At 52.5% G+C, this 15,009-nt stretch carries 13 protein-coding genes; 3 read left to right on the top strand and 10 right to left on the bottom strand.

Going from position 1 to position 15,009, the window contains the following annotated elements; translation table 11 throughout:
• Positions 1-105 precede the first annotated feature (105 nt).
• From J2Z70_RS32395 to J2Z70_RS32355, 9 genes are all read right to left on the bottom strand, one after another.
• Positions 106-1,434 carry an ABC transporter substrate-binding protein gene (locus J2Z70_RS32395; RefSeq protein ID WP_036729658.1) on the bottom strand — a complete coding sequence of 443 codons (1,329 nt, stop codon included), beginning with the start codon at positions 1,432-1,434 and terminating at the stop codon, positions 106-108.
• Between the two features lie 194 nt (positions 1,435-1,628).
• Positions 1,629-3,404: a sensor histidine kinase gene (locus J2Z70_RS32390; RefSeq protein ID WP_209879799.1), complete on the bottom strand. Its 1,776-nt coding sequence runs from the start codon at positions 3,402-3,404 to the stop codon at positions 1,629-1,631.
• 5 nt (positions 3,405-3,409) lie between these two features.
• Entirely contained in the window at positions 3,410-5,113 is a 1,704-nt protein-coding gene (locus tag J2Z70_RS32385; protein ID WP_209879797.1) for a response regulator transcription factor, read from the bottom strand.
• Positions 5,114-5,558: 445 nt separating this feature from the next.
• Positions 5,559-6,458, bottom strand: a complete 900-nt coding sequence (locus J2Z70_RS32380) for an alpha/beta fold hydrolase (RefSeq protein ID WP_209879795.1) — start codon at positions 6,456-6,458, stop codon at positions 5,559-5,561.
• A gap of 13 nt (positions 6,459-6,471) precedes the next feature.
• Positions 6,472-6,915 (bottom strand): GNAT family N-acetyltransferase, encoded by a 444-nt coding sequence (locus J2Z70_RS32375; RefSeq protein ID WP_209879793.1) that lies wholly within the window; start codon positions 6,913-6,915, stop codon positions 6,472-6,474.
• Positions 6,916-6,929: 14 nt separating this feature from the next.
• A complete protein-coding gene (locus J2Z70_RS32370; protein ID WP_209879791.1) occupies positions 6,930-7,367 on the bottom strand; it encodes a hypothetical protein in 438 nt (145 codons plus the stop codon).
• A 28-nt stretch (positions 7,368-7,395) separates the two neighbouring features.
• Positions 7,396-7,935 (bottom strand): AAA family ATPase, encoded by a 540-nt coding sequence (locus J2Z70_RS32365; protein WP_209879788.1) that lies wholly within the window; start codon positions 7,933-7,935, stop codon positions 7,396-7,398.
• Between the two features lie 492 nt (positions 7,936-8,427).
• Complete coding sequence (locus J2Z70_RS32360; protein ID WP_209879785.1) at positions 8,428-9,834, bottom strand: NAD-dependent malic enzyme; 1,407 nt, start codon at positions 9,832-9,834, stop codon at positions 8,428-8,430.
• A gap of 81 nt (positions 9,835-9,915) precedes the next feature.
• Positions 9,916-10,407, bottom strand: coding sequence for a hypothetical protein (locus tag J2Z70_RS32355; RefSeq protein WP_209879782.1), 492 nt, complete (start codon positions 10,405-10,407; stop codon positions 9,916-9,918).
• 140 nt (positions 10,408-10,547) lie between these two features.
• On the opposite strand from J2Z70_RS32355, the gene J2Z70_RS32350 reads away from it, so the two are divergent.
• From J2Z70_RS32350 to J2Z70_RS32340, 3 genes are all read left to right on the top strand, one after another.
• Positions 10,548-11,540 (top strand): acrylyl-CoA reductase family protein, encoded by a 993-nt coding sequence (locus J2Z70_RS32350; RefSeq protein ID WP_209879780.1) that lies wholly within the window; start codon positions 10,548-10,550, stop codon positions 11,538-11,540.
• A 174-nt stretch (positions 11,541-11,714) separates the two neighbouring features.
• Positions 11,715-13,169 (top strand): alpha/beta hydrolase family protein, encoded by a 1,455-nt coding sequence (locus J2Z70_RS32345; RefSeq protein ID WP_209879776.1) that lies wholly within the window; start codon positions 11,715-11,717, stop codon positions 13,167-13,169.
• A gap of 37 nt (positions 13,170-13,206) precedes the next feature.
• Positions 13,207-13,605 carry a MerR family transcriptional regulator gene (locus tag J2Z70_RS32340; RefSeq protein WP_036729690.1) on the top strand — a complete coding sequence of 133 codons (399 nt, stop codon included), beginning with the start codon at positions 13,207-13,209 and terminating at the stop codon, positions 13,603-13,605.
• A gap of 107 nt (positions 13,606-13,712) precedes the next feature.
• Here the strand turns inward: J2Z70_RS32340 and J2Z70_RS32335 are convergent, their stop codons facing one another.
• A complete protein-coding gene (locus J2Z70_RS32335) occupies positions 13,713-14,474 on the bottom strand; it encodes a cupin domain-containing protein (RefSeq protein ID WP_209879773.1) in 762 nt (253 codons plus the stop codon).
• Positions 14,475-15,009: the final 535 nt, after the last annotated feature.

Genomic DNA, 15,009 nt, shown 5'->3' with positions numbered 1-15,009 from the left:
CTGCCCAGTCCTTTCCTTATCATTTAAAATAAACCCCGGGCACAGCCCGCCTCCTGAACTCCCGGAAGCTGCAGGCCACGCCCAAGGTCACTGTATGTGAGCTAACTATTTAATCTGTGACTCGGCCTGGGCCTGGGCATCGCTCAGCACGCTGTCAATATCCTTGCCGTTCAGATAATTCTGCATCTCTACAATCAGGATGTCTTCAATCGCATACGTGTTGATTCCGTAATTGACGCTTGGGATCTGCTCCGTCCAGGCGGCGAAATCGGATACAATCTTCTGGCCGCTGAAGAATTCATTGGCCTGGCTGTAAGCCTCTCCGCCCGCAGCCGCTTTGAAGGTACCGATGACACCGATGTCCGTGAGCAGCTTCTGGTACATTTCCACATTCGAGCCGAAGGTCTTCGCCATGAAGTCTGCTGCCGTCTCCTTACCGTCCACATTCATGACATACCAGGAGCTTCCGCCCAGGTTCGAGGCATGAACGGATTTGTTCGCAGTCAGCTTAGGAAGCGGTGCGATTCCCCACTTGCCGGATTGTGACGCTTCAGCCGTAATCGAAGGGGTGATCCAGTTGCCTGTCGGCACGGAGGCTACATCGCCGCTGTTCAGGGCGGCTACGAACTGACTCCAGTCTGCATGTACCTTAGCTACGTTTGATTCAGTCAGTTCCTTATAGATTTCAAAAGCTTCCTTAAGCGGTGCATTCCCCGCCAGGTTCGGCGTTTTGCCGTCTTCCTTCAGATACCACTCGCCTGCGGATTGAATCATCACCCGGATTAGTCCAAGGTCGTTCGGGTCCAGTGTAATCAGCGCTTTGCCGGTTTTCTCTTTCACGGCTTTGCCGATTTCAATATATTGCTTCCAGTCGATATCCTGCAGATCGGCCAGCTTGTAGCCTGCCTGCTCCAGATAGTCCGTTCTGACATAGAGTCCGGTAACGCCGGAGTCAAAAGGAACCCCGTACTGCTTCCCGTCCAGGCTGGTCGGCCCGCTTTTGTAATCTGCGAAGTCAGCGCCCTTGATCGAGCTGCTCAGATCGTAGAAGGAATCCTTGTACGATTGCAGGAAGCTCTGGGAACGGTAATCCTCAATCAGCACGATGTTCGGCAGACCCTTGGTGGTTCCGGAATTCAGCCCCGTGTTCAGCTTCTGGATAATATCCGCCTGTGCATATTCCACAATGTTAATTTTCACATCCGGGTTCGTCTTGGCATATTCTGCTTTGGCCACTTCCAGTGCGGCGATGTTGAATGCAGGGTCCCAAGCCCAAATGGTGATTTCCTTCGCCTGTGCAGGCTCTGTAGCTGCTGTATTCTCTGTCTTTCCCGTGTCCGCAGCGCTATTGCTGGTGTTCTTCGACCCGGAGTTCGAGCTGCAGGCCGTAAGCAGAAGCAGGCAAATCAGGACTAACGCAAAGCCTTTTTTCATTGGTAAGCCTCCCCTTTGATGCGCTTTACTGTCTCTCGCTTGAATGTAAGCGCTTATTTATTACATAAATAATCTTATCACCCGCCCTCTGGGAGCCGTTAGAACTTACTTTATGGGGATTGGTCATTTTATCGCCTGATTGTAAGCGTTACCTTGATTGCCGTTTGTTCTTTTTTTGGAAAATGGTAATTATCTCACTTCTTCATCAGCGGCAGGCGGATTCGAATTGCAGTCCCCTCCCCCGGCGCACTCTTAATGGTGACTCCATATTCTTCGCCGTACATCAGCACCAGCCGGTCATGCACATTGCGGATACCGATTCCGGTGAACAGCTGGCGCTTCCCCGCAAGGCTTGACATCGGCAGATCAGCCGCTCCGGTATCCATTCCGTCCCCGTTATCCACCACCTCACAGAGCAGAGATCCGGCATCCTGGGAGATGAGGATATGGATATATCCGCCGCTTTTGCGCGTAAAGGCATGGAAGAAAGCATTCTCAATGAACGGCTGAATAATCAGCTTCGGCAGATGGTATTCCATACAGTCCGGGGAGATGAAGAAATTCACCCTGATCCGTTCGCCGTACCGCACATGGTTGATGAAGACATAGGATTTCAGATTCTCCAGTTCCTGCGTCACCGTAATGCTCTCACTGACATTGCTCAGCGCATTCTGCAGCATTGAGATCAGGGCATGAATCGTCTGCACCGCCTTCTCCTGACTGCCCTGCTGCACCAGGAAGTTGACCGAAGCCAGCGTATTGTACAGAAAATGCGGGTTAATCTGATGCTGCAAGGCCGCAAGCTCGGCATTCCGCTGCTCCTTCTGCGTATCCACCAGCTTCTCGACATATTCATTCAGCTCGTCCAGCATATAGTTATAGGCATGACCCAGCTCCTGAAATTCAAAGCTGCCCGTAACCGTAATGTAATTGTGGAAGTTACGCTCGGTGATCTTGGACATCTGCCGGGTAAGCAGCGTGAGCGACCGGGTCAGCCTTCTGAAGATCAGGAACACCACGATCAGGGCCACGGCCACGATGGCTGAGCAGAAGAGCACGACCATTTTACCGTTGACCATCTGGCCGAGGGCCGTCTGCTTATCGATCAGGTTCACAATATAGAAATCATAAGACGGCAGGTAATCCGCAATCAGAATCGAATCGGTGCCCTGGAAATCGGTGTTCTGGTAAGCAAGCTGCTGCTCCTCAATCTCCCTCGCCACCTGCAATAGATCCTCTGCCCGCTGGCCCATCAGATCACTGCGGTTGCTGGACACTATCATCCCCTGCTTATTCAGGATCACCACATCGTTCCCGGTACTGACAAAGCTGCCATAGAAGGAGCGGAAATCCTTTTCATGAATGGTAAAATACAGCGTCCCGTAAATATCGCCCGTCGTCCGGTCCATCAGCGCTTTGCTGCCTACAATCACCGCTTCCTTCTGCGCCGAATCCGGCATCGTCTCTTCATAGAACTGATACATCAGCCGTTTCGGTTCAGCCAAAGTATTACGTGTCAGCTCATGCTGCTGCAGCTCCCGGTCACTCATCAGCAGATTGTTCGTGTTGGTGGAGTAACTGCGGCCGTTTTTGCCCATGATTTTGATCCCGACCTGGTAGGCATCGAGCGTGGACTGAATCTTCTTCATCTGTGTGGTCATATTGTAATAGGTCCGCAGCATCCGCAGGGAGTCCGAGTCCTCCTCAGACAGGAAGGAGCGGATCGTGCCGCTCAGCTGGGTATTATTTGTAGCCGTAACGATTGAATAATGAAAAGCTTCAAAGCTCGCCTTAATCTGGCTGATCACCTTGGAATTCGTAATGCTGAACGTATTCATGAACAGCTTCTCCGACATGCGGACGGTCGTCCAGGAGGAAGCGATGGCTACGGCGATGATGCTGAACAGCATGACGAGGAAGATTTTGATGAACAGGCTGTGGAATTTGAACCGCTCCCAGTATCTGCGCATACGCTCTACTCCTGCCCGTAATGCTGACGCCGGTAGCCGCTCGGGGACAAGCCGTAATATTTCTTGAACACTTTGCAAAAATAGCTGTGATCGCCATATCCGACCATGCTGCTAATCTCCGCTATGGGTGCCTCCCCGGCCCGCAGCAGCTCTGCCGCCCTGCCCGTGCGGACCGTGTTGAGATGCTCTTTGAAGCCCTCGTGATTGTAGGTCGTGAACAGGCTCGACAGATACGAAGGGTTGAAATGAAAATGACGGGCCATCTCCGTAAGGGTCAGCGGCTCAGTATAATGCTCTTCTATGTACTGAAGCAGCTTCGTCATACTGGCATTGCCGCCCGGTGCCGGCGCTGCCGATGCAGTCAGCTCCATGATCCGACGCAGGTAATCATCCAGAATCTGCATGGCCTGCTCGGCCGTGCCCGCTTCATCAATGGCCCGGAACAGGCCGTATTTCCCCTCCTCCAGCTCCTGCAGATGACTGAACTGATTCGTAATATTAAAAATCATATTGCTCAGGAAGGACTTAAACTGATACACATCTCCATCATTCTGGCGGCTGAGCGCATCCACATGCTGATGCAGGTCACCGAATGCTTCCGCCAGCTGCTGACGCTTCAACTGCTCGGTGAATTGCGCCAGATTGAACTTCGGCAACGGAGTCTCCGGATCTGGACGTTTTTCCTGGATTAGCAGGGTCTGCTCCGGCCGGAAAAACCGGCACTGCTGTAGTCTCGCATTGCTCTCCTGCTGGACGGCCGCAAGCTCGCTGAGGGAACTGAATCTACGGCTGAGCGTCAGACGCAGCTCTACTTCCTGCCCGGCCATCGTATCGGCCGACTGGTGTACAGCCTTTAGCAGCTGCGGCCAATGGGCTTCCTCCAGATTGATCAGCATGAATGTAGTGCCCGAAGGCTCTGCGACTGGAATAATACACTGCACCCGTCCCGGTACACACTGGTTTAGTTCACTGGTGATAGTGGTGATGACGGTGGCGGATGCAGCCTCTTGTGCATTGGCTGCGCTGCTGGCAGTATTGATGGTGATACGGTTCATGGCATTGCTGCTGCTGACTGCGTTAATAGCGGTATGATTCATAGCGTTGTCGCTGCTGACCGCGTTTATGGCGGTATGGTTCATGGCTTCGCCGCCCGGTGCTTGCTGCACCGGTTCCCAGCCCAGCAGCGCGAAGGCGTGATGCGGAAGCTGCTGCTTCACATACACTTCGCTCTCCGGCGGCAGCCGGTAACCGGCCAGCATCCGGCCGAGCAAGGTATCCAGCGGCTGCGCTTCTGCCTCTGTTTGTCCTCCCGCGGCACTGAGTCCCGGGATGCGGTCCCGGGTTTTTTGTAACACCTGCAATAAGGCCCCGGCTTCCAGCTTCGGCTTCAGAATATAATCCGCCACCCCATGCTGGAACGTCGAGCGCACATAATGGAACTCGCTGAAGCTGCTTAGCACAATCACCTCAGTAGCCGGATAATCGCGCTTCACCAGCCGGGTTAACTCCTCGCCATCCATCACCGGCATGACAATATCTGTAATGATGATATGCGGCTGCAGGGTCTGCAGCGAATTCAGCGCTTCCTGCCCATTGGCCGCTTCACCCACGATATGAAATCCTTCCTGCTCCCAGTCCAGCACATATTTAATCCCTTGCCGGACCAGGATTTCATCGTCCACAATCAGCACCTTGCATATTGGATTCATGATTCTCCCCCGCTTTCTGTAGTCTTGACCTCTGGCCCTAGCCACTATGAACGGATTATAAAGCGCTATCATGGAGATGGTCAAACTTAAATTCTGGGATTTGTGGTGATAGTGCTTTCGGGACAAGTGTTCAGAGACTAATGCGGGGATGAAATCTGATGAAGTCTTTAGGCTAGAGGATAGTTGTATTTCATACAGTTAAAAACGGGGAAAATCAGAACTTTTCTACTTTTATTGTATTCTGTACAGCTAAATCCAAGTAAACGCCCTCTTAAGGAGAACACTTAACATTCTAATTGCTGAAAATACAACTAAATCTCATTGAGCACTCCAATCTAAGTTTTTAATTGTAGTAAATACAATTAGAGCCGGAACTTAAACGTCCCAGCTACTGCGAATACTGAATGGTTAAGGGTAGGCATACAGCCATGCTTCATCAAATGAATCAAGTAAGAATTCCAAGCATCTGCTCTATTGCATCGATAATAACCTGCGGTTTCTCAATATGTATGTTATGCCCACTGCCCTGTGCTTCAACTAGGTGACCGTTAGTGGAGGTATGCTTCAGCTCATTTGCCACTTCCTGCAGCTTCTCTCTTATGATCCGCTTCGTATCTTCCGAAGTCCCCGGATAGAAGTCATTGACTATTTCCGATTTGATAACGGTCAATGGAATATCGGTTTGCTTCAGTTCCCTAACCTGCTCATAGCCGGGCTGAACATTAGAGAACTCGCTGTGCATGGCCGCTATAGTCTTTTTTTGAAAGGATAATCTCCATAACAGCGCTTGCGTCTGCTTGGAAAAAGGCTTAATAGTAGCAGAGAATCCGGGGAAGCTTCTCAATGCGGACAAGACCTTTAACAATCCAGTTCTGGACAGCAAATTCAGGGCCCGATAGAACCTCACCGCCAAAAGCTGCCCTTTCACATGCTCTTCCGGAAACCGCGCTGTGACTTCATCCTCATGCATCGAATCTACCAGCACCACTCCCGCCACTAGCCCCGGATATCTCCCGGCAAACAGCCTTACATTTAATCCGCCATAGGAATGACCGACCAATAGATATGGACCTTCCATCCCAGATTGCTGCAACAGCTCATACAGCTCAGTTACGCACTGCTCATTGGTACGCGGGAACGGTCCTGGCTCACTCCAGCCATAGCCCGCACGATCATATACAATAACTTGGGTGAGCTTAGCAACCTCAGGAGCAACAAGCGTCCAGAACAATGCGGAAGAACCACAGCCATGCTCCAACACCACTGGAGGCATGCCTTTGTCCTCACCAATAATACTGATGTACAACCTATGCTGTCCTACACTTATAAGTTTTCCATGATCCATATTCTTCTCCCACCTAATGCGAGCTGAGATGCTTGCGGTATCCCTCAACCTTCTCCTCCCTGTACCCCATCGCCTCATAGAAAATATGCGCTTCCTTCCGCTTCTCCCCCGACACGAAAATGATATAGTAACAGTCCCGTTCATGCGCAATCGCTTCGATCGCAGTCATCAGTTTCTTGCCAAGCCCCTGCCGCCGTGCGCGCGAAGACACGACCACGTTCTCAATCACCATGAACGGGCGGCAATCGCCCACCAGGTCCTGGCAGACGATCCCCATCAAGGAGCCCAGCAGTTCCCCGTCTACAAAAGCACCCAGCAGCACATACCGCTCATCCTCCCGGATTGTCCGATAAGCGGTTTCCAGCTTCACCGGGTCCGTCGGCCCGCCTATTAATTCATGGTAAAGTGTGTTTAATGCTTCAAGCGATTCAATTCCGATTTCTTCTATGGTTACCATGGCAGGTGGCCTCCCTACTTCTCATTCTTGAGCTCAAACTCCTCACTCTTCCCGTCCCACTCGACAGTGACTTTAATGACGGAGTCCTCATATTCAAACGCACCATTTCCATATCCCCCCATATGCAGCATATCCCAGCGCACGGGTCCTTCCTCCGTCCGGGTGCTGCCGCCGCTGGTGCCTTTGTAGCCATATTTGAACTGCTTGATTTCTCCCAGATCAGACTGCTCACCCTTGTATTTCAAATCGAAGGTATATTGTTTGGAGCTTTCACTTGTCACTTTATCCTTCTTCGTAATCAGCTTCTGGCTGGCCTCCTGCTTATAGACGCCCGACCAGGTGTCCCCCTCGCCCTTGAAGGTATAGTTGAAATGGGTCGTTTCCGTATTGCATGACGTTAGCAGCAATAGCAGAATTGCCGGAAGCAGCAGCGCACGCAGTATCTTCCTCATGGTCAGCCCCCTTTTCCCATAGATTACATTAACGTGAACGGGATAGGTATTGCAGTACTGCCTCCACCCGTTCCTCCACCGTAAGGTCTCCTTCCAGCCGCAGCAGATCACCGCTTAGTCCGGCCATCCACTCCTCATGCAGCATCCGGCTGCGGATCTCCATTCCGCCCGTATCGTACTGCGCTGCCCAGTCAATAAAGCTCTCAACATCCTCATACTTGTCTCCGCCCGGCAGACCCTCATCTCCGTATCGTTCATACTCCCGCACCCGCAGACGTTCCAGACGAATCTCCTCCGGAATCCACAGGAAAATCACCAGGTCAAAGGTGTCGCGCAGCGGATCACCCCATCCACAGAGCGCACCGGACAGAATCCAAGGCTCATTGCGCTTCAAGTCCATCTCCAGTCTGCTCAGACGTGCGGCAACATCGCTCTTGATGCTGTATTTCTGTTCCCAGTAGTAATCGTCACTATCCAACTGAACATGCGGAAGCCTCGCCGCCAGCGCCTTGCCCAAGGTTGTCGTTCCCGCCCCGGAAGCTCCCATAATATGAATTCTGCGGTACATAAGCCCTCCTGAATAAAAGAATCATTGTATCCATTTGTATATTTTACCATGCTGCCCCTTATATATAAACAGCGAAGCCTGATTTTAAAGGAATCCAATCCTCCGGTAGGAAGCAAGTGGACAAACGTATCTTAATTTCTCGAATTTCGAGGATTTCCGGGAAACAAGTGGAAAAAGCACAACTGTTAACTCAACTTTTGAACGCTTTACTTGAATTACGATAATTAAGTGTCGTTAATCCAATTGTTGTCGCGCCATGCCCCAAACAGCCACCAGCAAGTGTACAAAATCCATCTAATTCCTTCCAGTCGTCCCCTCCCACCTCTCCCATAAGCACCGGCGTAAGCCGTAGTCCACAACCCATCGCTCCCAGGCCCCTGGCATCCCGGCTCCCACATTGGTCAACTATATATTCCTGCGCAAAAGCAGACGCAAACAAAGCCGCAGCCTAAGGCCACAGCTTGTTCACCTTCCTAATGCTCAGCCCACTCCTCAGCTCACATCCGGCGGGATGCGCCGGGCGATGCCGGTAGCGATAGCGGCCCGGATGACAGCCAGACGTACCTGCTCCACGACCTTTTCGTTGAAAATGCTCGGAATAATATATTGCTCATTCCGCTCATCCGGGTGCACCACTGCTGCAATGGCCTGTGCCGCTGCCAGCTTCATCTCCAGATTCACCGTCTTCGCCCGGCAATCCAGCGCCCCGCGGAAAATCCCCGGAAAACACAGCACGTTATTAATCTGGTTAGGGTAATCGCTTCTGCCGGTTGCCAGCACCCGGACGTAAGGCTCCGCCAGATCCGGTTCAATCTCCGGGGTCGGATTAGCCATAGCGAACACGATGCTGTCCCGGGCCATGCTCTGCAGATGGCTAACCTGCAAAATCCCTCCCCTGGATACGCCAATGAAGACATCCGCCCCGCGCACCGCCTCGTCCAGTCCTCCGCTCAGATTCTCAGGATTCGTGGCTTCGGCCAGCCAGCTCCATTCAGGATTGGTATAGGCTTCGCTGCGGTTCAGTATCCCCTCCTTGTCTGCCGCATAGAGCTGCTTCGCGCCAGCCGCCAGCAGCAGACGGCAGATCGACACACCTGCCGCACCGATGCCGACGACTACAATTCTGGAGTCTGCAATCGACTTCTCCACGACCTGGAGCGCGTTCAGCAATCCGGCCAGAGCAACTACTGCCGTTCCGTGCTGGTCATCGTGAAAGACCGGAATATCCAGCTCCGCCGACAGCCGCCGTTCAATCTCGAAGCAGCGCGGAGAGCTGATATCCTCCAGATTAATCCCTCCGAAGCCTGGAGCAACCGCTTTCACAATCTTAATAATTTCTTCCGGGTCCTTAGTGTCCAGACACAGCGGGAACCCGTCAATATCCGCCAGCTGTTTGAACAGCATGGCCTTGCCCTCCATCACTGGCATCGCCGCCTCCGGTCCGATATCGCCAAGCCCCAGCACTGCGGTGCCGTCGGTGACGACCGCTACCGTATTTCTTTTCATCGTCAGGGAATACGCCTTGGACGGATCTTCGGCAATCGCCGTACAGACACGGGCAACACCAGGGGTATACACCAGTGACAGATCCTCCCGGTTCTTGATCGGCATCTTCGGGGTAACCTCGATTTTGCCGCCGAGATGGGCCAGGAAGGTTCGGTCGGAGACATTGATGACTTTGATTCCAGGCATATTCTTCAGCACACTTATAATCTCTTCATTCGCCGCATCCTGCACATTCACAGTCAGGTCACGGGTCGTCACATCCTTGCCGCCACGGATTACGTCAATCGCTACAATATCGCCCCCGGCTGCTGCCAGCCTGGACGCCACATCACCAAAAGAAGCTTCGGCCTTGCGGATTTCAAGCCGGATAATCATCGTTGTTGCAATGGACATAGAGTATGCCTCCCTCATCAGACGGATGAATTCTATCCTCAATATACTACAGTTCACATGTTGTTCACAATTAAATCCGGGTTAACCGGGAATTTCCCAGTTTTCAGCCAGCTTTAACAGCTCTGCTTCCGCAGCCTCTTCATCTTGCCCCAATACTTTTGCTTCTATATAGTAGGTGACCGTATCATCGCTGTCACTCTTGCCGGGACGCTGATAACACAGCCAATAATAAGTAACTTCAGGAGCAGGATAGACCGCGCTTCCCCCCTGTACGAATTTGATCAGCTCCCCTTCACCTTCCGGAGTCGGCACCGGCTTCCTCCATAGCAATTCTGTATGATTAGGGATGCTGATATAATTACCCGGACGGCTCTGATCGCCAAGGGACAGCTCCAGCTGATCTTGAGTTACAGACTCCAACCCTTGCAAATACCGCGCAGGCTCGTCCTCACTTAGACGCAGCCGGTGTACCGCCGGGGCGGAATCAGATGCCGCGAACCCGTATAGCGCTCCCCCGCCCAGAACGAGGCAGATTGCTGTGGCAAGCACGGTTTTACGTATTTTTACTCTCATATAAACGCTCCTTTGTAAGCATTTAGTGTAGGATATCATTGTGTTTCCTTAATTGACAGGGCACAATAGTAATGGCGCGAAGCCTATGAATTCTTATCTTTGAACCAAACAAATATAACACGGATTAGGAGAGAGAAGATATGAAGAACCCTTTTCAAGCATTGGTAGTGGACAAGACAGAACCATTCTCCGTAGAGGTCAGACCGGTAACGCTGGAGGAACTGCCCGCCGGTGAAGTGTTAATTAAGGTAGCTTATTCCAGTGTAAACTATAAAGACGGGCTGGCAAGCATCCCGAATGGGAATATTGTGCGAAATTATCCGTTCATTCCGGGGATTGACCTGTCAGGGACGGTAGTCTCATCGAAGGACAGCCGCTTCCGCGAAGGCCAGTCTGTCATTGCCACCAGCTATGGGATCGGTGTCTCCCACTTCGGCGGCTTCAGCGAATACGCCCGCATCCCTGCGGACTGGGTTATTGAACTGCCAGAAGGCTTGACGCTGCGGGAAGCGATGATCTACGGCACGGCCGGATTCACGGCGGCGATGTCTGTGCAGGCACTGGAAGCTCAAGGAATGACGCCTGATCAGGGAAAAGTGCTCGTCACCGGTGCCACAGGCGGTGTCGGAGGTGCAGCAACTGCCATTCTGGCGAAGCTGGGCTATCAGGTCACTGCCAGTACCGGCAGAATGGATGAAGCCGGATATCTGCAGGCGCTGGGAGCTGCTGAGGTGATCTCCCGTGAAGAGGTCGCGGGCAGTGCGGTGAAGCCGCTGGACAAGCAGCTCTGGCAGGCCGCAGTAGATTCAGTCGGGGGCGCCCCGCTTGCTGCGGTCCTGAGCAAAATCGCCTACGGCGGCGCAGTGGCCGCAAGCGGCTTAACCGCAGGCACGGCTGTCCCGACCACCGTCCTGCCGTTTATCCTGCGCGGAGTCAGTCTGCTCGGCATCGATTCCGTAGCTTGTCCTATGGAGAAACGGGCCAAGCTCTGGCAGCGCATGGCAGGTGACATGAAGCCGGAGGTGCTGGATACGCTGGTGGACCGTGAGATTTCCCTGACTGAGCTGCCTGCGGCGCTTCAGGATATTCTCCAGTCGGGCACCCGGGGACGCGTGCTTGTCCGCTTATCTTAGTCACACTTGATGAGGGTATAGCAGTATCGATGGCAGTTCGCTTCCGAATCTGGAACGGGCTGCCGTCTTTTTTTGCAACTGTGCCCGGCATCTTAAATTTAGCCTTGACCCTGAAGTATACTTCAACCTTTATACTCTAGTTATTCCAGATGAATAGGGTTGGAGGGAGTACAAATGAGAATATTTGAGATTATAGTCATTGTGGTAATTCTAGCTGTTACAGCAGGAATGATAGGGACCAAGAAAAACCGGAGGCTGGATACCCTTATGCTGCTGGCTGTCGTTATGGCTGTGATGCTGCATGGGGTGCTGGAGAATTACCGTATCCAGATGGCTCCGGCCTACGCCGCAGCGCTCTGGCTGGTGACCATACTCGGATTCAGACTTGTGAGGCGTCCCCGAACGGGCCAGCCTAAGCGGTATGCGAAGTTATGGAAAAGTCTGCTGCTGATATGCATCCTCCTTCTTTCAGGAGTATCCGTCTATGCGTCCAGGCTGCTGCCGATGTTCACGCAACCTGAGCCAACAGGGCAATATGCCATCGGGACGATCGCACGCGAGCTTACCGATGAGCAGCGTGACGAGACGCTGAGCGCTGAGGAAGGCGGCAAACGTAAGCTGATGGTTAATGTATGGTATCCGGCCGATCCTGACCAGACTGAGGGTAAGCCTAAGGAGCATTACCCTTCCGCACTAGGCGAAGCCATTGGCCTTGTATTCGGATTGCCGAAGCAGCTATTCAGCCATGTGACCGATATTCCTACTCATGTTACAGACGGAGTGAAGCTATCGGCACAAGAACCCAGCTATCCGGTCCTGCTGTTCTCGCCGGGAATCCGCTCTACCCGATTCCAGAGTATGTCGATTATCGAAGAATTGGTCAGCCACGGCTATATTGTCGTAGGGATCGATCATCCTTACACCTCAGCCAAGGTCACTTACCCGGACGGCGCTTCGGTCTATTACGTGCCTGATCCCGAATTCGATACTTCTGCAGAGCTCTACAATCACAATGTGAACGGAATCGCAATCCGTACAGCAGATGCCAGCTTTGTGCTGGATACATTGACGGAATGGAATATACAGGACCCGAATGGCTTGTTCCAGGGCAAGCTGGATCTCACCCGGGCAGGGATCTTCGGCCATTCCTATGGCGGGGCGACAACCGCCGAAGCTTTAGCCCAAGACAAGCGGTTTAAGGCCGGTGTCAGTCTGGAAGGCGGGTTCTGGGGCAAGGTTGCCCGTGAAGGGCTGACGCAGCCTTTTATGTATATGATGTCCGGAACGACTGCGCAGAATCTTGCACATCCCGAAGCGAACACAGATCCCCTGATCTATGAAGAATTCACGCCGGATCTGAAGTCAGTTATGAGCCGCAGCACCCGGGATACCTATTATCTGACAGTGGATCATTTCATTCACCAGAGTTTTACGGATATAGCCCTGCTGTCGCCCTCCTTATTCGCCAATGGCCTTGATCCGGTGCATACTGTAGATATAAGCAGAACCTATGTCCTGTCATTTTTCGATCAGTATCTGCTAGATGAGCCGCAGGCGCTGCTGAACGGTCCATCGGCCGAATACCCGGAAGTGAGCTTTGAACCGGCCTACACGCACAAGAGACCATAGGAGCAGATAGATATCAAAATACAGGAGGTAATACCAGATGAAGGGAATGACCCGTGGTGAGCTGGCGCGGCAGGCGGGGCTGAGTGCGGCAACCATCCGTTACTATGAGGACAGCGGCATCCTGCCAGCCCCGGAGCGGACCGCTAAGGGATACCGGATCTACTCTGCAGATATTCTGGTGAAGCTGAAGTTCATCAAGGATGCCCAGTCCCTGGGCTATTCACTGAAAGAAATCCAGGCGGCACTTGCCCTGCTCGGCTCGAAGATGGATGAAGATACCTTAAAGGAACTCGTCCGCGACAAAATCACCGAAATCGACGAAAAGGTTGCTGCCCTGTACGCTATTCAAAGCATGCTGGCCGGTCTGCTTGAGACCCCGCAGGAGGATATTCAGAATTATCTGCGTTCCTTCCAGGTTCCAGATCAGCATCATTGAAGACAAGCTATCGTGTGAAACATATAATTTCTTATATTTGTAAAAAAATCGGCAGCGTCATTCTGCATTCACAGAATACGCTGCCGTTTGTGCTGTGTGGATTTCTGTTATTCGGCTCCAGCCTCATGCACAGCTTGCGCAGGGGCCTGGAAATATTGCTGCTGGCGGTAGGGCTGGGCATACGGCTGAGCATAATAACCGTGTACTGCCATCGGCTGGTATCCGAAGGATTGCGGAGCCTGCTGCGGGTGCATGTAAGGCGGCATGTTCGCATTAGCCATCATCGGCGTCATATTGGCAGGAGCGATGTAGGTTCCCTTCATATTCTCGGCTGCCGCCTTCACAGGGGGACAGCAATCCGCAGGCGGACCAATGAAGGTCTGAGGCTTCACCGGAGCGAGTGCTTCCTTAACCAGCGCTTCATTAAGGCAGTAGGTATGTGCCAGCACATTAGCCGGGGTTAAGCTCAGAAGATCCGAGCCGAGAATGACCTCCGGTGTTGGAGCATCGAAGATCGCCAGCAGATGGGTGCAATCCATCGTGGCCACTTCATAATGCCACCAGCCCTGCGGCACATTGGCAACCTGGCCCGGGGTGATCGGAAAATGCAGCAGCTCGTTCGTAAAAGGGTTGATCAGCGACACCACTGCCGCGCCCGAGATACAATACACCAGCTCAGCGGCATTTTGATGATAATGCGGCTCGACCACATTGGATCTGCTGAGATAGATATCGAGCAGCGAGGTATTCTCCAGGGTGTTCAGATTTTTGATGCCCAGTACGTTGATATAATTGCAGTCATCCTTCTTGAATAAGGTGTTGCCGTTCATATCAAACGTAAACTGTGTATTGGGCGACGTATAGTCCATATAAGAGGTCACACAAATCCGTCCTTTCCTCGGGGCCGTTTTTTATCGTTCTGGTTATAGGATATGTATCCGCCCATGCCCAGGTGACGATGAATAGCTCCGCCGCACAGTAAATTTGCCCCTTAAGCCGAATAATTAGCTGGACAGGTCAATTCGACAATGGATTGGGCGGACGGGCTGGGCTGGATGGGGCTGCAACCATAAAAGGAGTAACGTCTCACATGCCCCACTTCCGCCCGAATGTATACTGTTTTCCGCATACATTTTGACCGGAGGCCCCCTTCCGCCCGAATGTATGCTGTTTTCCACATACATTTTGCCCGGAGCCCCACTTCCGCCCGAATATATGCTGTTTTCCGCATACATTTTGACCGGAGGCCCCGTATCTGCCCCAATGTATGCTGATTTCCACATACATTCGGGACACCACGCCCATTGTATTCGGTTTAATACGAAAATAAAAGTACCGGAAAACGCGCCGCAGACTGGGTTTTGACAAAAAAAGACCCACCGCCCCCAAAAAACGTTTCGTTTT

Source organism: Paenibacillus silagei, assembly GCF_017874735.1.
Classification (GTDB): Bacteria; Bacillota; Bacilli; order Paenibacillales; family Paenibacillaceae; genus Paenibacillus_AQ; species Paenibacillus_AQ silagei.
Note: the sequence above shows the minus strand (reverse complement) of the source record. Positions and strands in the feature narration are given on the sequence as shown.